This window comes from Pseudomonas sp. zfem003 (assembly GCF_032621675.1).
Classification (GTDB): Bacteria; Pseudomonadota; Gammaproteobacteria; order Pseudomonadales; family Pseudomonadaceae; genus Metapseudomonas; species Metapseudomonas otitidis.
In genome coordinates, this window is the sequence record NZ_JAVYJG010000014.1 from 143,199 (window position 1) to 165,865 (window position 22,667).

The window sequence follows — 22,667 nt, forward strand, 5'->3', positions numbered from 1 at the left end:
GGCAAGCGAGCAGCGACGACCCGTACCCCGGTACGGTGAGGAGCCGCGCAGTGCGGCCGACAAAGCCAGCGCCCCTGTGGCGAACTGGAATCAGATGTCGGCGAGGGTCGAGACCAGAATCGCCTTGATGGTGTGCATGCGGTTTTCCGCCTGCTCGAAGGCGATGTTGTAGGGGGACTCGAAGACGTCCTCGGTGACTTCGATGCCGTTCTTCAGGTTCGGGTATTGCTCGGCGATCTGCTTGCCGACCTTGGTCTCGCTGTTGTGGAAGGCCGGCAGGCAGTGCATGAACTTGGCCCGTGGGTTACCGGTGGCCTTCATGATGTCCATGTTCACCTGGTAGGGCAGCAGCTCCTTGATGCGCTCGCCCCAGGCTTCCACCGGCTCGCCCATGGAGACCCACACGTCGGTGTGGACGAAGTCCACGCCCTTCACCGCTTCCTTCGGGTCTTCGGTGAGGGTGATGCGGGCGCCGCTTTCCTCGGCGAACTTCTTGCACGCGGCGACGTGTTCATCGCTGGGCCAGAGGGCCTTCGGTGCGGCGATGCGTACGTCCATGCCGAGCTTGGCGCCGATCAGCAGCAGGGAGTTGCCCATGTTGTTGCGGGCGTCGCCCAGGTAGGCGTAGCTGATGTCGTGCAGAGGCTTGTCGCTGTGCTCGCGCATGGTCAGCACGTCGGCGAGCATCTGGGTCGGGTGGTACTCGTCGGTGAGGCCGTTGAACACCGGCACGCCGGCGTAGGTGGCCAGTTCCTCGACGATGTCCTGGTGGAAGCCGCGGTACTCGATGGCGTCGTACATGCGGCCGAGCACCCGGGCGGTGTCCTTCATGCTCTCCTTGTGGCCGATCTGCGAGGAGTTGGGGTCGATGTAGGTGACGTTGGCGCCCTGGTCATAGGCGGCGACCTCGAAGGCGCAGCGGGTGCGGGTGGAGGTCTTTTCGAAGATCAGCGCGATGTTCTTGCGCTTGAGGTGCTGCTGCTCGGTGCCGGTGTACTTGGCGCGCTTGAGGTCGCGGGAGAGGTCCAGCAAGTAGCGCAGCTCGCGGGTGCTGTGGTGCATCAGGCTCAGCAGGTTGCGGTTGTGCATGTTGAAGGCCATGGTCGTTCTCCTTGTGGGCAGGTCGGAAGAAGGGCCCCGCCTGTACTGCTCGTGGCGTCGGCGGGGCGGGGGCGGTCGTGGGTGACGGCCGCCGCCTGGTCTCAGTAGTCGATCGGGTCGCGCAGGATCGGGCAGGTCATGCAGTGGCCACCGCCGCGGCCGCGGCCGAGTTCGCTGGCACTGATGGTGACCACCTCGACACCCGCCTTGCGCAGCTGGGTGTTGGTGTAGGTGTTGCGGTCGTAGCCGATGACCACGCCGGGCTCCAGGCAGACCACGTTGTTGCCGTCGTCCCATTGCTCGCGTTCGGCCTCGAAGCTGTCACCGCCGGTCTGCACAACGCGCAGTTGCTTGAGGCCGAGGGACTCGGCGACCACGTCGACGAAGTGCTTCTCTTCGCGGCGGATGTCGATGCCGTAGGGGCGGCTCTCGTCCGGACGCAGGATGAAGGGCACGATCTCGCGCACCACTTCCGGGAAGATGGTCACCAGGTCGCGGTCGCAGAAGGTGAACACGGTGTCCAGGTGCATGGCGGCGCGGGACTTGGGCAGGCCGGCGACGATGATCTTCTGCGCCGCGCCCTTGCTGAACAGCGACTGCGCCAGTTGGCCGATGGCCTGGCGCGAGGTGCGCTCGCCCATGCCGATGAGCACCACGCCGTTGCCGATGGGCATCACGTCGCCGCCTTCGAGGGTGGCCATGCCGTGGTCCTTGTCCGGGTCGCCGTACCAGACTTCGAAGTCGGCGCCGGTGAACTGCGGGTGGAATTTGTAGATGGCGGTGGTCAGCAGGGTTTCCTGGCGTCGCGCCGGCCAGTACATGGGATTGAGCGTGACGCCGCCGTAGATCCAGCAGGTGGTGTCGCGGGTGAACTGGGTGTTGGGCAGCGGCGGCAGGATGAAGCTGGAGTGGCCCAGGTAGTCGCGGTACATCTTGATCGCGCTGACCCCTTCGCTGTCCGGCAGGTCGGAGCCGGCGACGCCGCCGATCAGGTATTCGGCGAGCTTGCGCGGCTCCTGCTCTTCGAGCCAGGCGCGCACTTCGTTGACCAAGCCGACGCCGACCTGGTCGGGGGTGATCTTGCGGTCGAGGATCCACTTCAGGGCCTCGGGGTTCTGCACGATGTCGGTGAGCAGGTTGTGCATCTCCAGCACCTCGATGCCGCGCTCGCGCATCTTGGTGACGAAGTCGAAGTGGTCGCGCTTGGCCTGGTTGACCCAGATGACATCGTCGAACAGCAGTTCGTCGCAGTTGTTCGGGGTCAGCCGCATGTGGGCGAGGCCCGGGGAGCAAACCATCACTTTGTGCAGTTTGCCGGCTTCGGAGTGGACGCCGAGTTTGACGTTGGACATGGCAGGTCTCCTTGCGGATCAGAGGGTCAGGAAGCCGTCGTAGAGGCCATAGGCCGCTACCAGCGCGCCGATGACGACGGCGGCGAAGATCAGCTTCTCGACAGGGGTGAATACCGGTTGGCCGAGTTCATGCTTGGCCTTGGCGAAGAGGATGGCGCCGGGGGCGTAGAGCAGCGCCGAGAGCAGCAGGTACTTCACGCCGCCGGCGTACAGCAGCCAGGTGGCGTAGACCAGGGCGAGGCCGGCGATGGCCAGGTCCTTGCCGCGCTCGCTGGCGTCCTGCTCGTAGGTCTCGCCCCGCAGCGGCAGCAGCACGGCGTAGGCGGCGGACCAGAAGTACGGCACCAGGATCATCGAGGTGGCCAGGTAGATCAGCGAAAGGTAGGTGCTGTTGTTGAACAGCGTGACGATGAGGAACAGCTGCACCATGGCGTTGGTCAGCCAGAGCGCGTTGGCGGGAACGTGGTTGGCGTTCTCGCGACGCAGGAACTCCGGCATGGTGTGGTCCTTCGCGGCGGCGAAGAGGATCTCCGCACACAGCAGCACCCAGGACAGCAGCGCCCCCACCAGCGAGACCACCAGGCCGACGCTGATCAGCACCGCGCCCCAGTGCCCCACCACGTGCTCCAGCACGGCCGCCATGGAGGGGTTCTTCAGCTGGGCCAGTTCCGGCTGGGTCATGATGCCGAGGGACAGCACGTTCACCAGCACCAGCAACAGCAGCACGATGACGAAGCCGAGGATGGTGGCCTTGCCGACATCGCTGCGCTTCTCGGCACGGGCGGAGAAGATGCTCGCGCCTTCGATGCCGATGAACACCCAGACGGTGACCAGCATCATGTTGCGCACCTGGTTCATCACGCTGCCCAGCTCGGGGTTCTTGGTGCCCCAGATGTCAGCGGTGAAGATGTCCAGCTTGAAGGCGAACAGGCAGATGAGGATGAACAGGAACAGCGGCACCACCTTGGCGATGGTGGTCACGAGGTTGATGAAGGCCGCTTCCCGGATGCCGCGCAGCACCAGGAAATGCACCGCCCAGAGCACCACCGAGGCGCCGACGATGGCAGCGGGCGTGTTGCCCTCGCCGAAGATCGGGAAGAAGTAGCCGAGGGTGCCGAACAGCAGGACGAAGTAGCCGACGTTGCCCAGCCAGGCGCTGATCCAGTAGCCCCAGGCCGAGGAGAAGCCCATGTAGTCGCCGAAGCCGGCCTTGGCATAGGCGTAGACGCCGCCGTCGAGGTCGGGCTTGCGGTTGGCCAGGGTCTGGAAGACGAACGCCAGGGTCAGCATGCCGACGGCGGTGATCGCCCAGCCGATGAGGATCGCGCCGGCATCTGCACTGGCTGCCATGTTCTGGGGCAGGGAGAAGATCCCGCCGCCGATCATGGAACCGACCACCAGGGCGACGAGCGCGCCAAGTCGGAGTTTGTGCGTGGAGTCTGACATCTTGCACCTCCATTCGAGTAGGAACTGTGCTTAGTTGGCTCTTCCTTTCATGGAAGAGTGATGACGTGGGTCAATAGCCAGCTAACGATGTGCGAGGAACAATTTCCGACAGAAAACCTGAACAGCTCGACAGCTTTCCATGAAGGACTGCGAGCCGCGATTGGCGGGGCTTTTGGCCTTCCCTGGAGCAGCGTCCGATTCAAGCTAGACGGTTTTCATTTCAATTCAAGTTGCGGGGATTGGTCACGGCGCGGGTGAGCGGTTTCGCCTTGCTGCCGAAGGGAATGACGCTACGAGGCGGTAATTGCGTTCCGCTATAAGCAGGCCCAGGGACAGGGCATCCCCCGACTTCTCGACATCGGTGGAGGTGAATGATGTTCCGCCCCGGACACCTGGATATCCGCAGTGAGGCGCTGGGCGCGTTCCCGGCCTATCGCTTCGACCTGGACTACGCACTGCGTCAGGACGACGACGGCCCCTATGTGCACTTCGACCTGGTCGGCGAGGTCAGTGGCCAGCCCTTCCAGGATCGCTTCCGTCTGCACCGCGACGTGGCCTACAACTTCCTCCACCGCACCTGCCGCTGCCTGCGACGGCACGGCCTGGCACCGGGCGCGCTCGAACCCCTGGCCCATCACCGGGACTACGTGCGGGTGTTCGATGACCTGCGCGCGCAGCTGCACGCGGCACCGGGGACGCCGGTGGACCTGGAGCGATTCCTGCGGGAGCGGGAGGAGTGACGAAGAGCCCGGCGGATGGCCGGGCTCTTCACCGGTGACGGCAGGCGTGTGGCCCGGCGCCTGGCTGCAGGGCAGCCGATCGAGGGAGTGACCCGCTGGCGGCTTGTGGCCGTTGCGGGTGGGCGCCGGCCGGTGGCGGGTGCCCAGGCCCGGCGCGTGCCGGGCACGTGCGACTGAGCAAGGGCTGTGCCAGGCCCATTCCATGGCTGAAACCCTTGCCCGGCGTGCCCTGTGGCTGCAGAGCGCGTGTGGCGCTGGGCGGTTTTCCGCCTAGCCCTCGGCGTCGTCGTTCGGATTTCCGCCGATGAAGGCCAGGTTGTGCTTGCGCAGCTTGTCCGAGAGGGTCTTGCGCGGCAGGCCGAGGGCTTCCGCCAGGCTGCGCATGGAGCTGTGGGGGTTGGCCAGCTCGGCCTGGATCAGGGCCTTCTCGAAGGCTTCCACCTGTTCGCTGAGGCCGCCTCCGCTGAGGGGCACCTCCGGCGCGCTGTTGTCCAGCGCCAGGTCCAGGCCCAGGGCGAAGCGTTCCGCGGCGTTCTGCAGTTCGCGCACGTTGCCCGGCCAGTTGTGGGCCAGCAGGGTGGCGCGCTGGCCGGCGTCCAGCGGGCGCGGCTGGCCGCCGTGGCGGGCCGAGGCGGCTTCGGCGAAGTGGCGGAACAGCAGGAGGATGTCTTCGCCCCGCTCGCGCAGCGGCGGGATGCGCAGGCTGGCGACGTTGAGGCGGTAGTAGAGGTCGGCGCGGAAGCGGCCCTGGTCGGCGGCCTGGCGCAGGTCTTCCTTGGTGGCGGCGATGATGCGGATGTCCAGCGGGATCAGCTGGTTGGCCCCGAGGCGCTCCACCACCCGCTCCTGCAGCAGGCGCAGCAGCTTGACCTGGACATCGGGGCTCATGCTCTCGATCTCGTCGAGGAACAGCGTGCCACCGTTGGCGTACTCGAACTTGCCGATGCGGCGCTTGGTGGCGCCGGTGAAGGCGCCTTGCTCGTGGCCGAACAGCTCGCTTTCCACCACCGATTCGGCCAGGGCGCCGGCGTTGATGGCGACGAAGGGGCCGTCGCGCCGGCTCGACAGGTCGTGCAGGGCGCGGGCGACCACCTCCTTGCCGGCCCCGGTCTCGCCGAGGATCAGCACGTCGGCCTGGGTGGCGGCGAGGGCGCCGACCTGGTCGCGCAGGCGCTGGCTGGCGGCGGACTGGCCGATGATGCGGGCGCTGAGCTGCTGCCGGTCGGAGAGGGCCAGGCGCAGGCTGCGGTTCTCCAGCACCAGGCGGCGCAGGTCGAGGGCGCGGCGCACGCTGTCCAGCAGGTCGTCGCTGGCGAAGGGTTTCTCCAGGAAGTCGTAGGCGCCGGCGCGCATGGCCTGCACGGCCAGGGGCACGTCGCCGTGGCCGGTGATCAGCAGCACCGGCAACTGCGGGTCGCGGGCGTGGAGCTGGCGCAGCAACTCGAGGCCGTCGATGCCGGGCATGCGGATGTCGCTGACCACCACGCCGGGCCAGTCGGGGTCGAGGGCCTCGGCGACGCCCTTGGCATCCCCCAGGCTGGCGACCTTGAGGCCGGCCAGGTCGAGGGTCTGGCTGAGGGCCTGGCGCAGGTGCGGGTCGTCGTCGATCAGCAGGACCTGGACGGTGGGGTCGAGGGGTACGGTCATGAGGCGATGTCCTCGGGCGACAGAGGGTTGGCGCCGGGTACGGCGGTGCGCAGGCGCAGGGTCAGCAGGGCGCCCCCTTCGGGGTGGTTGTCGAACAGCAGCTCGCCACCCAGGGCGCGCATGAGGCTGTCGCAGATGGCCAGGCCGAGCCCCAGGCCCTGGGCGCTGGTCTTGGTGGTGAAGAAGGGTTCACGGGCCCGTTGCAGGGCCTCGGCGCTGAAGCCGGGGCCGTTGTCCCGCAGGTGCAGTTCGACGATGCCGGGTTCGGGTGCGGCGGTACTGATCCAGATGCGCCGCGGCTGGGGCTTCTCGCCCAGGGCGTCGAGGGCGTTGGCCAGGAGGTTGCCCAGCACCTGGCGCAGGCGGGTTTCGCCGGCCTGGACCCAGAGCTGGGCCTCGGGCAGGTCGCGGACCAGCTCCACGTCCATGGCGCGGCGGCGCTTGGCCAGCAGGGCGAGGGCGTCGTCCACCGCCGGCTGCAGGGCGACGCTCTCGGGGGCGTGGCGGTCGCGTCGGGCGAAGGCACGCAGGTGGGCGATGATCGAGGCCATGCGCCCGGTCAGTTCGCTGATCAGGTTGAGGTTGGCGCGGGCGTCGTCATGGCGCTGGTGGTCGAGCAGCACCACGGCGTTGTCGGCGTAGCTGCGGATGGCCGCCAGGGGCTGGTTGAGCTCGTGGCTGATGCTGGCGGACATGGTGCCGAGGGCGGAGAGCTTGCCGGACTGCACCAGTTCGTCCTGGGCGCGCACCAGCTCCTGCTGGGCCTGCTCGCGTTCGAGCACTTCGTCCTTGAGGCGGTTGTTCAGGGCCTCCAGGTCGCGGGTGCGCTCCTGCACGCGGGCTTCCAGCTCCTGGCGGGCGCGGGCGTCGAGGGCGATACGGTCGAGGTAGTGCCGGCGGCGCTGCATCATCAGGCCGATGAGCAGCAGCAGGGCGAGCAGGGTGGCGGCGACGATGGCGTCGGTGGTGCGCACCTGGCGGTCGATGAGCAGGCGCGGGGCGAGGATGCTGACGGTCCAGCCGGTTTCCTGCAGTTCGCGGCTCTGGGTGATCCAGTCCTGGCTGCGCAGGCGCAGGGGCTCGGGCACCTGGGTCGGGTAGGGCTGGTTGGCGGCGATGGCGGCGCGCTCGGCGGCGTCCAGCTCACGGGTGGCGTGGAAGCGCCACTGGGGGCGGGAGGTGATGATGGCGACGCCGTTGCCGTCGGTGACCATCAGTTGCTCGGGGGTGTTGCCCCAGAGGGTTTCGGCGTCGTCCAGGTCGACCTTGACCACCAGGATGCCGATCACCCGGCCCTGCTCCAGCACCGGGCTGGCGTAGAAGTAGCCGCGCTTGCCGGAGGTGGTGCCGAGGCCGAAGAAGCGCCCCTGGCGACCCTGCAGGGCTTCGCGGAAGTAGGGGCGGAAGGAGAAGTCGCGGCCGACGAAGCTGTCGGCCTTGTCCCAGTTGGAGGAGCTGAGGGTGCGGCCTTCTGGGTTCATCAGGTAGATGACGTCGGCCCCGGTTTCCTCGCGCACCTCACTCAGCAGGCGATTGGCGGCGTCCAGGCGGGCCTTGTCCTGCGGGGCGGCCAGTTGTTCGCGCAGGGCCGGGAGGTCGGCGAGGATCGGCGGCAGCACCTCGAAGCGGCGCAGGGTGCCCAGCAGGTTGGCGACGTAGAGGTCGAGGGTCTGCCGGTTCTGCTCGGCCAGGGTGCGGTTGTAGTAGCGGTCGGCCAGGTGGTGCGCGGGCCAGAGCAGGGGCGCGAGCACCAGTGCCAGCAGCACGAGGCTGCGCCAGCGGGGTCGATAGGGGAGGGTGTTCGCGGTCATGGTGTCAGGATGCGCCCGGGGTGGGGCGCATTATGACACCGGCGGGCTCAGCGAGGGTGGCGCAGGCACGCCTCCAGCCCCTGGCGCCAGTCGGGCAGGGCGACGTCCCAGTCGCGCCGCAGCTTGCTGCCGTCCAGTCGCGAGTTGAGCGGCCGTTGGGCGGGCGTCGGGTAGGCGCTGCTAGGGATGGGCTCCAGGCGGGCGCAGGGTTTGCCTTGGGCCTTGAGCGTCTCGGCGATGGCGCTGGCGAAACCGAACCAGGAGGTCTCGCCGCCGGCCGTGAAGTGGTAGGTGCCCCAGGCCTGGCGGCCTTGTTGCCAGCGCTGGATCAGGGCAGCGGTGGCGGTGGCGATGTCGCCGGCCCAGGTGGGCGCGCCGATCTGGTCGTCCACCACGTTCAGCTGTTCGCGCTCCTGCAGCAGGCGCTGCATGGTGAGCAGGAAGTTGCGCCCGTGCAGGGAATAGACCCAGCTGGTGCGCAGGATCAGGTGTGCACCGCCCACCGCGCGGATCGCCTCTTCCCCGGCCAGCTTGCTGCGGCCATAGACGCCCAGCGGGTTGGGCAGGTCGTCCTCGGTGTAGGGCGCGGTCTTGCAGCCATCGAAGACGTAGTCGGTGGAGTAGTGGATCAGCGGCGCGCCCAGGGCAGCGGCCTCTTCGGCCAGCACGCCGGGGGCAGTGGCATTGAGGGCGAAGGCGGCCTCGGGCTCGCTCTCGGCCTGATCCACGGCGGTGTGGGCGGCGGCGTTGATGATCAGCTCCGGGCGCTCGGCACGGACCCGCTGGCGGATGGCCTCGCTGTCGGCAAGATCGAGACGGTCGCGGCCCAGGATCAGCAGTTCGCCCTGGCCGGCGAGGGCCAGGGCCAGTTCACGGGCGACCTGGCCGCTGTGGCCGGTGACGAGGATCTTCACGGGAACACCTCGGCGTCCTCCAGGCGCACGCCGGCCTGGTCCTTGGTGGAGAGCTGGGGGGCTTCGCCCAGTTGCCAGTCGATGGCGAGCGTCGGGTCATCCCAGCGGATGCAGCGTTCATGGGCCGGGGCGTAGTAGTCGGTGGTTTTGTAGAGGAACTCGGCGAACTCGCTGAGCACCACGAAGCCGTGGGCGAAACCTTCCGGAACCCAGAGCTGGCGCTTGTTCTCGGCGGACAGGTGCACGCCGACCCAGCGACCGAAGGTGGGCGAGCTGCGGCGGATGTCGACGGCGACGTCGAGCACCTCGCCGGCGGTGACCCGCACCAGCTTGCCCTGAGGTTGCTGCAGCTGATAGTGCAGGCCGCGCAGCACGCCCTTCTGCGAGCGGGAGTGGTTGTCCTGGACGAAAGTGCGCTGGAGGCCGGTGGCCTCCTCGAAGGTGCGGGCGTTGAAGCTTTCCATGAAGAAGCCGCGCTCGTCGCCGAAGACGCGGGGTTCGAGGATCAGTACGTCCGGCAGGTCGGTCTTGATGACGTTCATGCCTGTTCTCCCGCCAGCTTGAAGAGGTACTGGCCGTAGCCGGTCTTGCCGAAGGCCTTGGCCCGCTCCAACAGCAGCGTCTTGTCGATCCAGCCGTTCTGGTAGGCGATCTCTTCCAGGCAGGCCACCTTGAGCCCCTGGCGGTGCTCGATGGTCTGCACGTACTGGGCGGCTTCCAGCAGGCTGTCGTGGGTGCCGGTGTCGAGCCAGGCGAAGCCGCGGCCGAGTTTTTCCACCCGCAGATCACCGCGTGCGAGGTAGGCATTGTTGACGTCGGTGATCTCCAGCTCACCACGCGACGAGGGCTTCACGGCCTTGGCGATCCGGATCACGTCGTTGTCGTAGAAGTACAGCCCGGTAACGGCATAGCTGGACTTGGGCTTGGCGGGCTTCTCCTCGATGGAAAGGGCCTGGCCTTGCGCATCGAACTCGATAACGCCGAAGCGCTCCGGGTCATTGACCCAATAGCCGAATACGGTCGCGCCCTTGTCACCACTGGCTGCGCGCTTGAGCTTCTCGGTGAAGTGCTGGCCGTGGAAGATGTTGTCGCCGAGGATCAGGCACACCGAGTCGCTGCCGATGAAGTCTTCGCCGATCAGGAAGGCCTGGGCCAGGCCATCCGGCGAGGGCTGTTCGGCGTACTCGAGACTGACGCCGAAGGCGCTGCCATCGCCCAGCAGGTTGCGGTACTGCGGCAGGTCCTGGGGGGTGGAAATGACCAGGATTTCGCGAATGCCGGCGAGCATCAGCACCGAGAGGGGGTAGTAGATCATCGGCTTGTCGTAGATCGGCAGCAGCTGCTTGGACACGCCGAGGGTGATGGGGTGCAGACGGGTGCCGGAGCCCCCCGCGAGGATGATGCCTTTCATGCGTGGGCTCCCAGCCGTTCGCGTTGATAGCTGCCGTCCTGTACGTGGCGGCACCATTCCAGATTGTCGAGGTACCACTGAACGGTCTTGCGCAGGCCGCTGTGGAAGGTCTCCTGGGGTTTCCAGCCCAGTTCCCGCTCGATCTTGCCGGCGTCGATGGCGTAGCGCAGGTCGTGGCCCGGGCGGTCCTTGACGTGGGTGATCAGGTCCTCGAAACGGGCGATGCCGGCGGGCTTGGCCGGGGCCAGCTCTTCCAGCAGGGTGCAGATGCCGCGCACCACCTCGATGTTCTTCTGCTCGTTGTGGCCGCCGATGTTGTAGGTCTCGCCCACCTGGCCACGGGTCACCACCTCCACCAGGGCGCGGGCGTGATCCTCGACGAACAGCCAGTCGCGTACCTGCAGGCCATCGCCGTAGACCGGCAGCGGCTTGCCTTCGAGGGCGTTGAGGATCATCAACGGGATCAGCTTCTCGGGGAAGTGATAGGGGCCGTAGTTGTTCGAGCAGTTGGTCAGCAGCACCGGCAGGCCATAGGTGCGGTGCCAGGCACGGACCAGGTGGTCGGACGCGGCCTTGCTCGCGGAGTAGGGCGAGCTGGGGGCGTAGGGCGTGGTCTCGGTGAACAGGTCGTCCACACCATGCAGGTCGCCATACACCTCGTCGGTGGAAATGTGGTGGAAGCGGAAGGCTGCCTTGCGCTCGGCGTTCAGGGACGACCAGTAGGCGCGGGTGCTTTCCAGCAGGGCATAGGTGCCGACGATGTTGGTCTGGATGAAGGCCGCCGGGCCATCGATGGAGCGGTCCACATGGGACTCGGCGGCCAGGTGCATGATGGCGTCCGGCTGGAACTGGGCCAGTGCACGGCTTACTGCTTCGCTGTCGGCGATATCGGCCTTGAGGAAGCGGTAGCGGGGATGGCCTTCGATGCTGGCCAGCGATTCCAGGTTGCCCGCGTAGGTCAGCTTGTCGAGGTTGAGGACCTCATGGTCCGTCTCGTTCAGCAGGTGTCGGACGAGGGCCGAACCGATGAAACCGGCTCCGCCGGTGATAAGGATGCGCATGTCGTGGACCTGTTGTGACGTGGGGTATGAGCCGCGAACGGCCTATGGTCGTGGATTGTGCAGGGCCTTCCAAGTCCTTTGGTGGGCGAAGCCGGATGTCCGGGGAAGTGCGCTGGCCGGATAGCAAAAAGCCCCGCAATAGCGGGGCTTTAAAAGATGGTGCCGGCACCAGGAATCGAACCCGGGACCTACTGATTACAAGTCAAAGCCTCTTAACAAGTAAATCAGGCACTTAGCTCAAAGCATTGTACGTCGACACCACCCACCAAAAGCAACATTTCCAAGGGGGGCAGATTTCATTGTACGCGATAAAACCGCCTCGGAAGCCTGTGGATAAATCGAATTACCGGCCGGTTCGCAGACTCTGGCCTGGTTTCGCGCGAAGGGCTAAAGGCAGCGAGAAGCAGAGCCCTTGCGCTCCCTGATACTGTACAAACAACCAGTAATGGGGTATGATTCGTTCGTCGGATAAGACAAGCAGTGGCTTGAACGATGCTGAGGTTTGCTTGACATAGATATTGACAAGCACATAATTCGCGCCCATTTTCAAGCCATTCCCATGGACCCGGGATCGAGAGGTATAAACGTGATCTTCAGTGAGCTAAAAGTAGCCCAAATGGCGGCTTACTTTTTGAGCCGCCGAGGTGGGGAAATGGCCTACCTGAAGCTCATGAAGCTGCTTTATTTAGCAGATCGTGAGTCGATGGATAGGTACAACAGCACCATGTCTTGTGACAGTCATGTTTCCATGCCGCACGGGCCAGTGTTGTCCACCACTCTCAACCTGATCACCGGCCAGATCGAGTCTCCTGAATGGCGTAGCTGGGTTTCGCCTGACGCCCGATACGAAGTTAGCCTCAGTCGACCTCTTCATTCCTTTGACGAGCTGGATGAGCTTTCGGAAGCAGACCTCGACATTTTGGAGCAGGTTTGGCAGCGCTTCGGCCGAATGGAGAGATGGCAGCTTGTGGATTACACCCACAGCAATCTACCCGAGTGGGTAGACCCTGGGCGCTCTTCGCGCCCCATCAACCCTCGCACCACGTTCGTCGCTTTGGGACGTACCGAGGCGCAGGCCGATGCCGCCGCACGTGAAATCAATGAGCGCAAGCAGCTAGGACGAGTCGTTTCTGAGTTGATCTAATGCCAGGGAATGTATTTCGGCAAGGAACGCTGCTAATACTGAGCGGGCCGGTTAATCATCTTCACGTCGTTATGAATGACCCCGTTTATTCCCATGAGCATGGGTATGACGGGGTTTTAACTGTCAACATAACTAGCCTTAAGCCTGGTCTGTATCATGATCCGGCATGCATACTGGCGCCTGGTTGCCACCGATTCGTCAACCGAGACAGTTGGGTTGTGTACGAGCATGCAGTGGTAATGGATGCCGCTAGGCTTGACGGCAAGGTTGATAGTGGTGAGGTCACGCCGCACGACTTGATGGCCTTCGAAGTCTTCAATCAAGTGCGAGCGGGCTTTGACGTGTCGAGACATGTGAAGCAGAAGATCAAGCGCTTCCTTAGGAATCATGGCATTTGAGGTTCGGTTTAAACGGATCCTCTAAGGCAGCACCTCTACAAAAAGCCCCGGCTACAGCGGGGCTTTTTGCTGCATAGCTCAATCAGCGGCCGGGTTCACCACTGGCAGGCTGAGGTCGTAGACGTCCAGCATCGCCTCGCTTCGGTGCCCGGATGCCTGCTGCTTCTCACCCCTCGTGCCAGCCGTGTCCGTGATGCCGCGCCGCTTCAGGTCGTGCAGGCCAAAGCGCTCCTCTTCGGAGATGATCCCCTCGGCCAGCGCGCCGTCGATGAACCGCCACCAGGCGGAGTCCAGGCTCGACTTCTGCAGGGCCCCGCCGTGGGCGGCGACAATCAGGCGCCGCTTGTCTGCCTGGATTGGCACAGGCATGGCCTTTTCCTTCCACACCGCAGCCCTGTACTCCTTGGCCGCGTCCCATGCAGCCCACAGGTAGGTCAGGCTGTCGCGATCCACGCCGTGGATCTCCTCGACCAGCTTGTGGAGCTCCGACAGCGTGACGTCAGCTGCGCAGAGGTTCTTCCGCTGGCGCCGGCCGGCCTCATTGAAGGACAGCATGTACCAGGTGCCGCTCCCACGGTGGTCGAAGTAGACACCACGGGGGAGGGCGGCCTGGTCAATGTGGCCAGGTATGTTGGGGTTGTGCTGCCGCTTCCTGCCGCTCTTCATCCAAGGATGTCCGGGTTGTAGCCATCGGGCTGCGAGGCGGCCTTGATGCCGCCGGCGTCGTTGATAAGGTCAATCGTAGTCCAGGGCCCCTTTCGTCCAAGGAACAGCTTGATGCCCTGGGCGCGCATGCTGCGCTCGACGTCGGATCGCCTGGTGTAGCCTGTGATCCTCTGCAGGTCTTCGAACTCAAGGATTCGTTCGCCCGTCATGGGGTGCCTCCTGTGTTTCGTTGCGCGCTACGTTTAAAAGGGATCAATTTCGTAGCGCTGCGTCTTTGTTGCGTACTTCTAGTGGCGATCCACGCCTATGCCCTTCGGTCGCGGAGCAGGGTCGACATCAAGGAAGCCACTTCCTTTGAAGTCCCCGTCTGTAGCCCTCGCCATATCAACCTCAAGCTTGGCGGTAGTGTTCACTTCGGACGCAACCGCTGCGACAGCCTTTGCCTGCTCGACACTTACACTCCCGCTGAGCACCCCTTCCATGGTTCTACCCAGGATCTCTCTCAGTTCATTCAAGTTCTTCATCCGCTGCCTCCAGCTTCTTTAACTTCGACTTGAAACGCCCCAGCGCAACCGCTGCCCCATGAATATCGCTTGGATATCGAGCAATCGAATGGCGCCGCATCTTTTCCGCCGTCGTGATCAACTCCAGGTTACCCAGCTCCAGATTGGCCTGGTTCCCATCTCGGAAAACCACAACGCACCCATCCGGAATGGGGCCGTGTGCTTCTTCCCAGATAACCCTATGCGCAAGCTTCCAATCCACATTCGAATCGCCTGTGTCGGATACCTTCCGGTATGCTTTCCCGCCATGCAGGGCCTGGCTTCCAATCGGGAGAGCCGTGGAGTTCCTCATCCCCTTTTGCCGGCGCTGTTTCATGTATGCGCTGTGCTTTCGCCATGATTCACGCCGTTCTGGGCTATCAACCCGTTTAACCCCGATCAAGGCCGCACGCACATTTATGGCTGCGTGGGTTCTTCCGAGGGCCGCACAGATCGCAATAATTTCGCTGGTGGGGTAAAGCCGCCTGAGGAGGTCGTCTTCTTCAGTCGTCCACCGGCGCTTCCCCAGGTTTAGGCTGCTCGCTTTGCTCATGACTGACTGGAGCGAGCGCCCCAACTTACTTGCCACTTCAGGCGCCGAGAGTTTTCGCCATAGTTCGCGAAGAAGCTCGACCTCCTGATCACTCCATCGAGCCTTCATTGTTCGCCTTGGCACAAAGCTGGTTTGTTCACTTCACCACCTCCGGCGCGCGCTCGATGGTCCTGCTGCTGCCGTCATTGCTGTGCACCACCAGGGCCGGCCGCTGGATCGTTTGCGTGCCGTCCTGGTAGAGGCGGCGGGTGGGGATGCCGTAGAACGGCCCGCCCGGGGCGAACGGATCGGGCATCTTGTCCATGTTGTCGATCATGATGGTCAGCAGGCAGTGGAACAGCGGCCCATCCTTCGAGTCTCTTTGCCGGCGGCCGCTCATGCTCGCCGCGCTGTCTTCCAGGCCGTGGACGAAGCACAGGTCCCAGAGGAGCCGCCCAGGCTTCGGCGCCGGATCGAGGTCAACGCGGTGCACCGGATTGATACCGAGGCAGTCGCACAAGTCCGAGTAGCTGAGATCGGAGAACAGCCGCAGGGACTCAGCCCCCAGCAGCCACTTACCGAGCGCGCGCCGAGTCTCTTCGGTCGACGTCCGCACACCTTTCCACCAGGCTTCCCAGTCCTTGAGCATGAGTCGCGCCTGGAAGCTGTGATCCGCTTCAAGGGCCTTCTTGGTCTCGCTGTAGATCTCCAGGGGACCGCGCAGGTCTGCCTGCCTGGACAGTCGCCTCGCAACCAAGAGGAGTGTCCTGGGCTTCAGGTGCTGCATGGAAAAGAGCTCAGCCAAGCGATCCAGATGCTCGGGCTTCATGGGGAGGAAGGAACGGCTTGTCATGACCAGCACCTCACGGCCAGCGCTGGCTGGTCGAAGGCGTCAGGGGGCAGCGGTGCCTCCCAGCGCTCCCGCCATCCGTAGTCGGCGATTTTGATATAGGCGGCCAATCCCACGACCAGCCACGCGGGGGGAAGCAGGAAGGCCAGCAGGACCAGCTCGGGCCGGCCGCTGGTGAGCATGAGCGGTGCCAGCTGGTGGGCCATGACGGCGGCGAGGAAGAGCCACAGCATGGCGGCGGCAAGCAGGGCGATGGTCTTGAGCATCACAGGTCACCTCGGCTGGCGAGGCGGCGCACCACCTCTTCGGAGTGGTTGGCGGCGGCCTGCAGCTCGGCAACGGTGACCGACTCAATCGGCTTGCACAGTGCCTGCAGGTACTCGGCAAAGGCGCGTTGCGCCGGCCGGTTCCAGTGGTTGCAGAAGGCGCCGATGTCGCGCAGTTGCTCCTGCAGGTCCAGGGCGAGGAGGTCGAGGCTGTCCGGGTTCCAGGCCATCTACGCCACCACTGCCGATTCGATGCGGCGGACAGCGCTGAAGGTCTCGATGCGGCGTGGTGCGCTGGGGCGCCTGACGGCGCTGGGATTGTGCTGAAGGCCCATCAGGAGAGCGATGACCATGCACAGAGCTGGAGCGATGATGCCGCGCCGGAACGCCTCGGCTACCAGTGCGGTGCGCTTGTAGGTGTGAAGCTTATGCATCACACGTTCGATTGCGCCCTTTACGGTGCGAGGCGAAATGCCTGCTTCGAGAGCCGCCTGTTTGTCTGTCTCGCCAGCAGCTATTGCAAGCAGGCAGCGAAGCTCGCGCTCGGCAATGCCACAATCAAGACTTCCTTTCCAGCCGTGAGCGGTAATTGTGCGATCCATGAAAAGGTACCATTGGTTCCCGTTTCAGCTAGATTGCGCCCGCTGTTTTTTTCTGTCAAGAACCATTGGTACCAATTCGGCGCGAAAAAAAACCGCCATGCGGCGGTTTCCATCGGACCCGGGCTACATGAACATTTCAGCCCAAAACACTCTGCCAAGTACTTCAATTGAGAACTCCTCAATTTCACTTCTCGAATAGGACTCATCAGGGTGCTCGGCATGGTTGAAGCTGCGAACTCTCAACCCGCCATTTGGAGCCCTATAGAGGGATTTTATTCGTAGCTGACCATCCTGGGAGATGGCATAGACCTTTCCGTCTACGATGGAGGTCGTGCCTCGATCAACGGCGACAATACTGCCGTGAGGAAGCACAGGCGACATGCTGTTGCCGGATACTCTAACGCAGACAACACGATCAAATTGGACCCCTGCAGTTCGGAGGGTAGATTTCGGGAATCTCAATTTCTGAGACTCGCTAACCTCTACTGCAGTGCGTCCAAGCCCGCCCGAAAGCTCAACCTCCTCAAAAAATGGCACCTCAACCTCATCCTCTTCTGGGGGGAGGGCCTCATCAAAAACTGAAACGGGGAGTACTCCTGGAATTGCTTTTTGCTCTTCCATAACTGCCGGCTTGGCGGCCAGCTCATCACCCCCCCAGACAAGCCATGGCAGGTCAACTCGCAGTAGGGCAGCGATCTTGATGACGCGCTCATTACTAGGAGTGGAGTCTCCATTCAGCCATTTCTGTGCTGCTTTATTGGTCACCCCAGTCTCTCGCGCAAGTAGCGCCGCAAGACCTCGCGACGGCAGGTTCGCGCGCTTTGCTGCCTCGCGTATGCGAGCTGCAAAGGCGAGCCGGCCATTGTTGTCGTATGAAAGTACCATGGGTTCCATTATCCTTGAGCTTGACGGGACTTTCAGTTCCTGTTCAACTGGTACCGTTGGTCCTAATTGGTGTTTCTATGAGCGCAATCAAGACAGCTGTAGAGGCGGTCGGAGGGTCTTCCAGCGCGGCAAAGATTTGCGGAGTTAGCCCGAGAGCGGTGAACAAATGGATTGCAGCGGGAAAGTTGCCGCGCACCGAGTACACCGGAGAAACGAGGCACGCCAAGAATCTCGCCGCCGCCGCCGGAACGTTCACCTCCGAGTGGCTTCTCTCAACAGCATCGAGAGCCCCGGCCAGCCTTGATGAAAAGGCTACTGAATCTGACACCGTGAATTAAGCGCCGAATCTACCTGTTTTTTTGAACAGTGCTTGGCATGAGATATGGCGCTTTGAGATGGCTTCTTTTCTGAAGCGAGGAGTTCTTTTGAGTTCTTTGAAGGCCGTCATCAGGTTTACACCGTCGGTGGAAACCGCCCAGCAAGTAGCGGCCTGCATGGATTCTGAATAAGCAGCGAACTGCAAGCATATCGCCTGCTCAACTTTTTCAGCAGGCATAAAAAACCCGCCTTGCCGGGCGGGTTCTCTTCTCCACTCGTTACCGCGAGTGGTTTGTACTTCATCGCTATTGAGGAGCGAGGAAATGTCACATCTCGAAGTTACCAAAGAGACCCCCGAGAAGCAAGAGGCGCAGGAGCCCCAGTCGGCAGTAGAGATTGCATTCGACGCCGTCGAATGCATGCGACTCGAGCTGCTCAGTGCACGTGAACTGATCTCAGTTCTCCGGGCAATCGACCGCGATATGGACTCGACGCAGCACATCCGCCAGCTCTGCCGAGCAGGGATGAAGGCTGCCGAGTACGTATGCGAAGGGCTGGACGCAATGGCTGATGTGTTCACCGTCCAGCTTAAAGAGCTTCAGGGCCTCGGAACGTCCGCCCAAAGCGCGGAGGTGGCTCATGGTTAATCGCCCCATCCGCAGCGAATCTCAGGCGTTGGCAGAACGCCTGCAAGAAGGCATTTTCACCATTGGATCGCTGGCAGAAATCCTGTCTGAGGACGCCGCCTACGAAGGGTCAGAGCCTGGTCCCCGACTCAGCGTACAGGGCCAGGCCTCCATCCATTTCGCCATTCTCACTATCTCCAAGTGCGCCCAGGAAGACCTGAGCGCGCTGCTGGAAGATCTGCAGGTGCCAGCGTTAGGACAAAGTCTCACTGGCGCAACCAGTTCTGGATAGCCGCCCGAATCGGAGAGCAAATGAAGAGCATCGTCACGGGCGGCGATGCCGCCACCATGACCAGCCTCGAACTGGTCGACTTCATCAACAGCCACCGCGAACAGCAAGCCATTCTKCACAAGAACTTCCTTGCGAAGGTGCCCGAAGTGCTCGGAAAGAGATCGGCTGATTTTCTAGCCGATCTCCCTGACAGCTACGGGCGACCCCGCCGCGGCTACCGTTTCCCCAAGCGCGAGTCCTGCCTGATGGCGATGTCGTACAGCTACGACCTTCAAGCTGCCGTATTCGACCACATGACAGCCTTGGAGGCGCAGCTTGGGGCCCCTGGATACACCGTTCCTCGTACCAGGGCGGAGGCACTTCGCCTTGCTGCAGACCTGGAGGAGCGTGCCGCTGCCCTGCAGTTGGAGAACCAGAGGCAGGCCGAAACCATCGCCAGCCTGGAGTCGCTGTTCCTTTCCGGCGAGACGCCCACACAGTTCTGCAAGCGTTTGAACGGCGTGAACTGCTCTCGCGTGAACAGCACCCTGCTCGAGATTGGCTGGCTCTACGACGAGAACCGCGGGGAGAACGGCACTCCTCGCTACCGCGTAGCCAGCCGTGTCCGTGACAAGTACCTCACCGAGCGCCCCCGGAAGATCTCGCCGGAGGGTGGTGAAGCCTTCATCAAGTACGACCTGCAACTGCTCCTGGCCGGCGCCCAGCGTCTGCACCAGCTCTACATGCAGCAAAAGCTGGCCATGAAATCCACATGGGATGGCCGCTTCACGCAGGCCAAGCACACCGGGGGGACCATCTAATGAAAAATTTCGAGAAGACTAAGCAGCTCATGGAGCGAGTGGCTCGCGCCGGTATCGACCTGGTCGAGGCTGAGCGCGGCCTCCGGCAGGCTCGCGCCGAGATCCGCGCCATGTACGACACCTACTTCCGCGCCCACGGCCGGCCGGAGGGCAACTTCAACCCCTATGCCGAGGCGTTCCGTGGCGTGGTCGAGTTCACTGCGGCCGCCAATGAGCGCCGCGACCTCGCACGTCGTCAGGTCTACAACGCCCGCCGCCGCCTGGAGAGCGCAGTTCGTGCACTGGGGCGCGCCAAATGAGCATTCAGTCCATGACCTGGGCCCTTGAGCAGCAGGTTGTTACCGACGCCACGACCCGCCACGTTCTTCTGTGCCTCGCCAACTACGCCGACAAGGACGGGAGGGGCTCCTTCCCTTCCGCATCCAGCCTTTCGGAGGACACAGGACTGTCGGAGCGTACGGTCCGCTACAAGCTCGACGCCCTCGAGAAGCTGGGAGTGATACGCCGGGGTAACCAGGCTATCGCTGCCGCCTATATAGACCGCCCTGATCGCCGACCGGTTGTCTACGACATCGTAATGAGCCGGGTGCATATGGTGCACCCCGTTGAGGTCGACGGGGTGCAAATGAAGACCGAACGGGGTGCAAATGAAGACGCTACGGGGTGCACCAGCTGCACCCAATCCGTCATTGATCCGTCAATAAACCGAAAAGCTATACGCCACCCAAAGGGTGACGCGAAATCTCGAGTGGTCACCGCTGAGGAGATGGTCGATTCGCTACCTCGGCTGAGCATCGAGGTTGCTCGGGACTACCTGGCGCATCGCCGTGACGTGAAGGCCAGGCTCACCGAACGAGCCTGGAAGGGAATTGCCAAGACCTTGGCTGCCTTGGCCAAGGTCGGGTTTTCACCCGACGCGGCGCTCAGCAAGGCCATCGAGCGGGGTTGGAAAGGCTTGGAGGTCGATTGGCTCATCAAGCCAGGCCCCGGTGCAACTGGCAGCACCCTGACCAACCTCCCATCCCACAAGCCCAGCCAGGAGAACCCCGATGGCCGATTCTAGCTTCCTGAAGCCCCCGGCGAAGAAGCGCGGGGAACCCATGTTTACGGTCTGCCCTGAGCACGGGCAGTACGAGTCCTGGCTGGTGGAGCAATTCGATGGCGGCTGGAAGGCTGCCCCTTGCCAGCAGTGCCAATGGCAGGCGCTCAACTGGCGCCACGTCGACGAGAAGGTGCGGAACGTGGCGCGCAACGAGCGCCGGGCCGAGATCGTCAACCAGCGCCTGATCGAGAGCGGCATCACCCCGCGCTTCAGGGGATGCACGTTCGACACCTTCATCGCTGACGACCAGGCCAAGCGCACTGCGCTTGAGCGGTGCCGCAGCTACGCCGAAGAGTTCGATGCGGTGATGCAGGAAGGCCGGTCCCAGTTGCTGCTGGGCAACCTCGGCACCGGCAAGACCCATCTGGCCAGCGCCATCGTGCAGAGCGTGATCCGGCAGTTCACCGCCAGCGCCATCCTCACGACGGCCAGCGAGATCGCCAGGGCTGTTAAGGCAACGTTCGCGAAGTCCAGCAGGCTCAGCGAGCGCGACGTCCTGGACGAGTTGGCGAGCGTGGATCTACTGGTCATCGACGAAGTCGGCGTCCAGGTCAGCACTGGCGACTTCGGGCCGGGTCTGCTCCACGAGGTGATCGACCGTCGCTATCAGCAGGTGCTGCCCACCATCGTGATCAGCAACGTGACTCTTGAGGACCTGCCTCGGTTCATCGGCGACCGTGCGCTGGATCGGTTGCGCCAAGGTTCCAGCCGGCTTGTGCGCTTCACGTGGGACTCCGCAAGGAGGGATGCATGAGCCAGTACCTGAGCCCTGAGCTTTACAGCCTGGAAGCCGAACACGGTGTCTTGGGCGCGATCATGCTCAGCAGCCTGCAGGGCGATCTGCAGGTGGTGGAGCAGGCGCTTGATGCCGTGACCGATCAGGACTTTGCTTTCGACAACAACGTCGCCCTGCTGCGGGCACTGCGCGAGGCCTACAACCAGGGTATGCCTCTGGACCCGGTGACGGTCGGGATCGTCAGCCGGCTGCTGCCGGATGGCGAGCTGACCATGACCTACGCCGCCGAGATCACGCGAGACGTGCCTTCGGCGGCGAACTGGAAGGCCTATGCGGAGCATCTGCGCAAGCTGGGCGTCCTGCGCCAGGTCGTCGACGCCGGCCGGGCTGTCCAGGAAGCCGCAACGGCTGGCGGCACCTTGGCCGAGATCGTGGCGAGGGCCCAGCAGGCAGTGGCCGACTTGCGGGACATCGACGGCACCGAGCAGGACGTGGTGCGTATCGGTGAGTTGCTGCCGGCAGAGGTTGACCGCATCGACGCCGGATTCAATGGGCAGATCGTGCCGAAGCTCTCTACGGGGCTGAGCGCGCTCGACGAGCTGCTGGGCGGTGGCCTGCGCAAGAAGTCCATGGTGGTGATCGCCGGCCGGCCTGGCTCTGGCAAGACGACGCTGGGCCTGCAGATCGCCCAGAACGTGGCAGTAAGCGGCTCCGGCGTGTCGCTGGTGTTCTCCCTGGAGATGACCAAGGAGGAGCTGGTACAGCGCTCGCTGGCCTCGGTTGGTGGCATCCCGCTACCGCGTCTGGACGATGCGTCGAAGATGCAGGACGAGGACTGGCCGAGGCTCACCAATTCGGTGAATAAGCTGGTCAATGCGCCGCTGTACCTCTGCGACCGCTCATCACTGAGCGTGGCGCGGATTCGGTCTGAGGCGCGCAAGGTGCAGCGTCAGCACGGCCTGGCCGCCCTGGTGGTGGATTACATCGGCCTGATTGCTGGGGAGGGCGCCAACCGTACCGAGCGTATCGCGGCCATCTCCACCGCCCTGAAGAACCTAGCCAAGGAGCTCGACATCCCGCTCCTGGTGCTGGCTCAGCTCAATCGCGAGTCGACGAAGCGCGCCGGCGCTGCGAAGAGGCCCCAGGCCAGCGAGCTGCGCGACTCCGGGCAGATCGAGCAGGACGCCGACATGGTCGTGCTCGTGCACCGCGACATGGACACCGACGCCGGCCGGGCGGGAGTTACAGAGCTGATCCTGGACAAGGGCCGCCAGGCCAAGCTCGGCAGCTGCCACGTCCAGCAGGAAGGGCAGTTCGCCCGCTTCACTGACCTTTTCACCCGCGACTTCAGCCAAGACGAAGTCGAGATGGGCCGCCCCTACCGCGGCCGTCAGTACCCCAGAGGTGACGACGAATGACCAATGA

General features: G+C 63.7%; 28 protein-coding genes. 9 read left to right on the forward strand and 19 right to left on the reverse strand.

What is annotated here, in order from left to right; translation table 11 throughout:
* Positions 1–90: 90 nt before the first annotated feature.
* From RTK35_RS28900 to arcD, 3 genes are all read right to left on the reverse strand, one after another.
* Positions 91–1,101 carry an ornithine carbamoyltransferase gene (locus tag RTK35_RS28900; protein ID WP_074972264.1) on the reverse strand — a complete coding sequence of 337 codons (1,011 nt, stop codon included), beginning with the start codon at positions 1,099–1,101 and terminating at the stop codon, positions 91–93.
* A gap of 101 nt (positions 1,102–1,202) precedes the next feature.
* Positions 1,203–2,453 carry an arginine deiminase gene (arcA, locus tag RTK35_RS28905; protein WP_044405347.1) on the reverse strand — a complete coding sequence of 417 codons (1,251 nt, stop codon included), beginning with the start codon at positions 2,451–2,453 and terminating at the stop codon, positions 1,203–1,205.
* Between the two features lie 18 nt (positions 2,454–2,471).
* On the reverse strand, positions 2,472–3,899 hold the full coding sequence (gene arcD, locus RTK35_RS28910) for an arginine-ornithine antiporter (RefSeq protein WP_107330345.1): 1,428 nt from the start codon (positions 3,897–3,899) through the stop codon (positions 2,472–2,474).
* A gap of 374 nt (positions 3,900–4,273) precedes the next feature.
* Here arcD and RTK35_RS28915 point away from each other — a divergent pair, with 374 nt between their 5' ends.
* Positions 4,274–4,639 (forward strand): DUF5064 family protein, encoded by a 366-nt coding sequence (locus RTK35_RS28915; protein ID WP_160158617.1) that lies wholly within the window; start codon positions 4,274–4,276, stop codon positions 4,637–4,639.
* A gap of 270 nt (positions 4,640–4,909) precedes the next feature.
* Here RTK35_RS28915 and dctD read toward each other — a convergent pair whose 3' ends face one another.
* Genes dctD through rfbB form a run of 6 tightly spaced genes read right to left on the reverse strand, consistent with a single transcriptional unit; the run spans position 4,910 to position 11,483 of the window.
* A complete protein-coding gene (dctD, locus tag RTK35_RS28920) occupies positions 4,910–6,286 on the reverse strand; it encodes a two-component system response regulator DctD (protein WP_316909585.1) in 1,377 nt (458 codons plus the stop codon).
* Positions 6,283–8,097 carry an ATP-binding protein gene (locus tag RTK35_RS28925; protein ID WP_160480231.1) on the reverse strand — a complete coding sequence of 605 codons (1,815 nt, stop codon included), beginning with the start codon at positions 8,095–8,097 and terminating at the stop codon, positions 6,283–6,285. The genes dctD and RTK35_RS28925 overlap by 4 nt, the downstream gene beginning before the upstream one ends.
* 47 nt (positions 8,098–8,144) lie before the next feature.
* Positions 8,145–9,011, reverse strand: a complete 867-nt coding sequence (rfbD, locus tag RTK35_RS28930; protein ID WP_316909586.1) for a dTDP-4-dehydrorhamnose reductase — start codon at positions 9,009–9,011, stop codon at positions 8,145–8,147.
* Positions 9,008–9,553 carry a dTDP-4-dehydrorhamnose 3,5-epimerase gene (rfbC, locus tag RTK35_RS28935; protein ID WP_316909587.1) on the reverse strand — a complete coding sequence of 182 codons (546 nt, stop codon included), beginning with the start codon at positions 9,551–9,553 and terminating at the stop codon, positions 9,008–9,010. The genes rfbD and rfbC overlap by 4 nt, the downstream gene beginning before the upstream one ends.
* Entirely contained in the window at positions 9,550–10,422 is an 873-nt protein-coding gene (gene rfbA, locus RTK35_RS28940) for a glucose-1-phosphate thymidylyltransferase RfbA (RefSeq protein ID WP_316909588.1), read from the reverse strand. Before rfbA ends, rfbC begins: the two co-directional genes overlap by 4 nt.
* Positions 10,419–11,483 carry a dTDP-glucose 4,6-dehydratase gene (gene rfbB, locus RTK35_RS28945; protein WP_316909589.1) on the reverse strand — a complete coding sequence of 355 codons (1,065 nt, stop codon included), beginning with the start codon at positions 11,481–11,483 and terminating at the stop codon, positions 10,419–10,421. The genes rfbA and rfbB overlap by 4 nt, the downstream gene beginning before the upstream one ends.
* A 652-nt stretch (positions 11,484–12,135) precedes the next feature.
* Here rfbB and RTK35_RS28950 point away from each other — a divergent pair.
* A complete protein-coding gene (locus tag RTK35_RS28950) occupies positions 12,136–12,627 on the forward strand; it encodes a Panacea domain-containing protein (protein WP_316909590.1) in 492 nt (163 codons plus the stop codon).
* Between the two features lie 476 nt (positions 12,628–13,103).
* On the opposite strand, the gene RTK35_RS28955 is transcribed toward RTK35_RS28950, so the two are convergent.
* The 10 genes from RTK35_RS28955 to RTK35_RS29000 all read right to left on the reverse strand — a co-directional run bounded on the left by RTK35_RS28955 (position 13,104) and on the right by RTK35_RS29000 (position 17,924).
* Positions 13,104–13,691, reverse strand: coding sequence for a hypothetical protein (locus tag RTK35_RS28955; protein WP_316909591.1), 588 nt, complete (start codon positions 13,689–13,691; stop codon positions 13,104–13,106).
* Positions 13,688–13,900 carry a hypothetical protein gene (locus RTK35_RS28960; protein ID WP_165668965.1) on the reverse strand — a complete coding sequence of 71 codons (213 nt, stop codon included), beginning with the start codon at positions 13,898–13,900 and terminating at the stop codon, positions 13,688–13,690. The genes RTK35_RS28955 and RTK35_RS28960 overlap by 4 nt, the downstream gene beginning before the upstream one ends.
* 78 nt (positions 13,901–13,978) lie before the next feature.
* Positions 13,979–14,215, reverse strand: a complete 237-nt coding sequence (locus tag RTK35_RS28965) for a hypothetical protein (protein ID WP_309041850.1) — start codon at positions 14,213–14,215, stop codon at positions 13,979–13,981.
* On the reverse strand, positions 14,199–14,786 hold the full coding sequence (locus tag RTK35_RS28970; RefSeq protein WP_316909592.1) for an HNH endonuclease signature motif containing protein: 588 nt from the start codon (positions 14,784–14,786) through the stop codon (positions 14,199–14,201). The genes RTK35_RS28965 and RTK35_RS28970 overlap by 17 nt, the downstream gene beginning before the upstream one ends.
* Before the next feature lie 136 nt (positions 14,787–14,922).
* A complete protein-coding gene (locus tag RTK35_RS28975) occupies positions 14,923–15,618 on the reverse strand; it encodes a hypothetical protein (protein ID WP_316909593.1) in 696 nt (231 codons plus the stop codon).
* Complete coding sequence (locus tag RTK35_RS28980; protein ID WP_279863965.1) at positions 15,615–15,881, reverse strand: hypothetical protein; 267 nt, start codon at positions 15,879–15,881, stop codon at positions 15,615–15,617. Before RTK35_RS28980 ends, RTK35_RS28975 begins: the two co-directional genes overlap by 4 nt.
* Positions 15,881–16,111: a hypothetical protein gene (locus RTK35_RS28985; protein ID WP_279863964.1), complete on the reverse strand. Its 231-nt coding sequence runs from the start codon at positions 16,109–16,111 to the stop codon at positions 15,881–15,883. Before RTK35_RS28985 ends, RTK35_RS28980 begins: the two co-directional genes overlap by 1 nt.
* Positions 16,112–16,483: a response regulator transcription factor gene (locus RTK35_RS28990; protein ID WP_316909594.1), complete on the reverse strand. Its 372-nt coding sequence runs from the start codon at positions 16,481–16,483 to the stop codon at positions 16,112–16,114.
* A gap of 123 nt (positions 16,484–16,606) precedes the next feature.
* Positions 16,607–17,320 (reverse strand): S24 family peptidase, encoded by a 714-nt coding sequence (locus tag RTK35_RS28995; RefSeq protein WP_410478722.1) that lies wholly within the window; start codon positions 17,318–17,320, stop codon positions 16,607–16,609.
* A gap of 382 nt (positions 17,321–17,702) precedes the next feature.
* The gene (locus RTK35_RS29000; protein WP_316909596.1) at positions 17,703–17,924 is read right to left on the reverse strand and encodes a hypothetical protein; all 222 of its coding nucleotides are present in this window, start codon (positions 17,922–17,924) and stop codon (positions 17,703–17,705) included.
* Between the two features lie 85 nt (positions 17,925–18,009).
* On the opposite strand from RTK35_RS29000, the gene RTK35_RS29005 reads away from it, so the two are divergent.
* The 7 genes from RTK35_RS29005 to RTK35_RS29035 are packed head-to-tail and all read left to right on the forward strand — an operon-like array spanning position 18,010 to position 22,660.
* Positions 18,010–18,333, forward strand: coding sequence for a hypothetical protein (locus RTK35_RS29005; RefSeq protein ID WP_316909597.1), 324 nt, complete (start codon positions 18,010–18,012; stop codon positions 18,331–18,333).
* Entirely contained in the window at positions 18,326–18,604 is a 279-nt protein-coding gene (locus RTK35_RS29010; RefSeq protein ID WP_316909598.1) for a hypothetical protein, read from the forward strand. Before RTK35_RS29005 ends, RTK35_RS29010 begins: the two co-directional genes overlap by 8 nt.
* A 20-nt stretch (positions 18,605–18,624) precedes the next feature.
* Positions 18,625–19,404 carry a phage antirepressor protein gene (locus RTK35_RS29015; protein WP_316909599.1) on the forward strand — a complete coding sequence of 260 codons (780 nt, stop codon included), beginning with the start codon at positions 18,625–18,627 and terminating at the stop codon, positions 19,402–19,404.
* The gene (locus RTK35_RS29020; RefSeq protein WP_316909600.1) at positions 19,404–19,703 is read left to right on the forward strand and encodes a hypothetical protein; all 300 of its coding nucleotides are present in this window, start codon (positions 19,404–19,406) and stop codon (positions 19,701–19,703) included. Before RTK35_RS29015 ends, RTK35_RS29020 begins: the two co-directional genes overlap by 1 nt.
* Complete coding sequence (locus tag RTK35_RS29025) at positions 19,700–20,467, forward strand: helix-turn-helix domain-containing protein (RefSeq protein WP_316909601.1); 768 nt, start codon at positions 19,700–19,702, stop codon at positions 20,465–20,467. The genes RTK35_RS29020 and RTK35_RS29025 overlap by 4 nt, the downstream gene beginning before the upstream one ends.
* On the forward strand, positions 20,454–21,260 hold the full coding sequence (locus RTK35_RS29030) for an ATP-binding protein (protein ID WP_316909602.1): 807 nt from the start codon (positions 20,454–20,456) through the stop codon (positions 21,258–21,260). Before RTK35_RS29025 ends, RTK35_RS29030 begins: the two co-directional genes overlap by 14 nt.
* Positions 21,257–22,660 (forward strand): replicative DNA helicase, encoded by a 1,404-nt coding sequence (locus RTK35_RS29035; RefSeq protein WP_316909603.1) that lies wholly within the window; start codon positions 21,257–21,259, stop codon positions 22,658–22,660. Before RTK35_RS29030 ends, RTK35_RS29035 begins: the two co-directional genes overlap by 4 nt.
* Positions 22,661–22,667 lie beyond the last annotated feature (7 nt).

What these genes read in the sequence shown, in the direction of transcription:
- RTK35_RS29025 (WP_316909601.1), top strand. Translation starts at nt 19,700, where the DNA reads ATGAGCATTCAGTCCATGACCTGGGCCCTTGAGCAGCAGGTTGTTACC.
- rfbC (WP_316909587.1), bottom strand. Translation starts at nt 9,553, where the DNA reads ATGAACGTCATCAAGACCGACCTGCCGGACGTACTGATCCTCGAACCC.
- RTK35_RS29010 (WP_316909598.1), top strand. Translation starts at nt 18,326, where the DNA reads ATGGTTAATCGCCCCATCCGCAGCGAATCTCAGGCGTTGGCAGAACGC.
- dctD (WP_316909585.1), bottom strand. Translation starts at nt 6,286, where the DNA reads ATGACCGTACCCCTCGACCCCACCGTCCAGGTCCTGCTGATCGACGAC.
- RTK35_RS28985 (WP_279863964.1), bottom strand. Translation starts at nt 16,111, where the DNA reads ATGGCCTGGAACCCGGACAGCCTCGACCTCCTCGCCCTGGACCTGCAG.
- rfbB (WP_316909589.1), bottom strand. Translation starts at nt 11,483, where the DNA reads ATGCGCATCCTTATCACCGGCGGAGCCGGTTTCATCGGTTCGGCCCTC.
- arcD (WP_107330345.1), bottom strand. Translation starts at nt 3,899, where the DNA reads ATGTCAGACTCCACGCACAAACTCCGACTTGGCGCGCTCGTCGCCCTG.
- RTK35_RS28965 (WP_309041850.1), bottom strand. Translation starts at nt 14,215, where the DNA reads ATGAAGAACTTGAATGAACTGAGAGAGATCCTGGGTAGAACCATGGAA.
- RTK35_RS29020 (WP_316909600.1), top strand. Translation starts at nt 19,404, where the DNA reads ATGAAAAATTTCGAGAAGACTAAGCAGCTCATGGAGCGAGTGGCTCGC.
- RTK35_RS28955 (WP_316909591.1), bottom strand. Translation starts at nt 13,691, where the DNA reads ATGAAGAGCGGCAGGAAGCGGCAGCACAACCCCAACATACCTGGCCAC.
- RTK35_RS28950 (WP_316909590.1), top strand. Translation starts at nt 12,136, where the DNA reads ATGGCCTACCTGAAGCTCATGAAGCTGCTTTATTTAGCAGATCGTGAG.
- RTK35_RS28990 (WP_316909594.1), bottom strand. Translation starts at nt 16,483, where the DNA reads ATGGATCGCACAATTACCGCTCACGGCTGGAAAGGAAGTCTTGATTGT.
- RTK35_RS29035 (WP_316909603.1), top strand. Translation starts at nt 21,257, where the DNA reads ATGAGCCAGTACCTGAGCCCTGAGCTTTACAGCCTGGAAGCCGAACAC.
- RTK35_RS28915 (WP_160158617.1), top strand. Translation starts at nt 4,274, where the DNA reads ATGTTCCGCCCCGGACACCTGGATATCCGCAGTGAGGCGCTGGGCGCG.
- arcA (WP_044405347.1), bottom strand. Translation starts at nt 2,453, where the DNA reads ATGTCCAACGTCAAACTCGGCGTCCACTCCGAAGCCGGCAAACTGCAC.
- RTK35_RS28980 (WP_279863965.1), bottom strand. Translation starts at nt 15,881, where the DNA reads ATGCTCAAGACCATCGCCCTGCTTGCCGCCGCCATGCTGTGGCTCTTC.
- rfbA (WP_316909588.1), bottom strand. Translation starts at nt 10,422, where the DNA reads ATGAAAGGCATCATCCTCGCGGGGGGCTCCGGCACCCGTCTGCACCCC.
- RTK35_RS29000 (WP_316909596.1), bottom strand. Translation starts at nt 17,924, where the DNA reads ATGCCTGCTGAAAAAGTTGAGCAGGCGATATGCTTGCAGTTCGCTGCT.
- RTK35_RS29030 (WP_316909602.1), top strand. Translation starts at nt 20,454, where the DNA reads ATGGCCGATTCTAGCTTCCTGAAGCCCCCGGCGAAGAAGCGCGGGGAA.
- RTK35_RS28975 (WP_316909593.1), bottom strand. Translation starts at nt 15,618, where the DNA reads ATGACAAGCCGTTCCTTCCTCCCCATGAAGCCCGAGCATCTGGATCGC.
- RTK35_RS28925 (WP_160480231.1), bottom strand. Translation starts at nt 8,097, where the DNA reads ATGACCGCGAACACCCTCCCCTATCGACCCCGCTGGCGCAGCCTCGTG.
- RTK35_RS28960 (WP_165668965.1), bottom strand. Translation starts at nt 13,900, where the DNA reads ATGACGGGCGAACGAATCCTTGAGTTCGAAGACCTGCAGAGGATCACA.
- RTK35_RS28900 (WP_074972264.1), bottom strand. Translation starts at nt 1,101, where the DNA reads ATGGCCTTCAACATGCACAACCGCAACCTGCTGAGCCTGATGCACCAC.
- RTK35_RS29005 (WP_316909597.1), top strand. Translation starts at nt 18,010, where the DNA reads ATGTCACATCTCGAAGTTACCAAAGAGACCCCCGAGAAGCAAGAGGCG.
- RTK35_RS28970 (WP_316909592.1), bottom strand. Translation starts at nt 14,786, where the DNA reads ATGAGCAAAGCGAGCAGCCTAAACCTGGGGAAGCGCCGGTGGACGACT.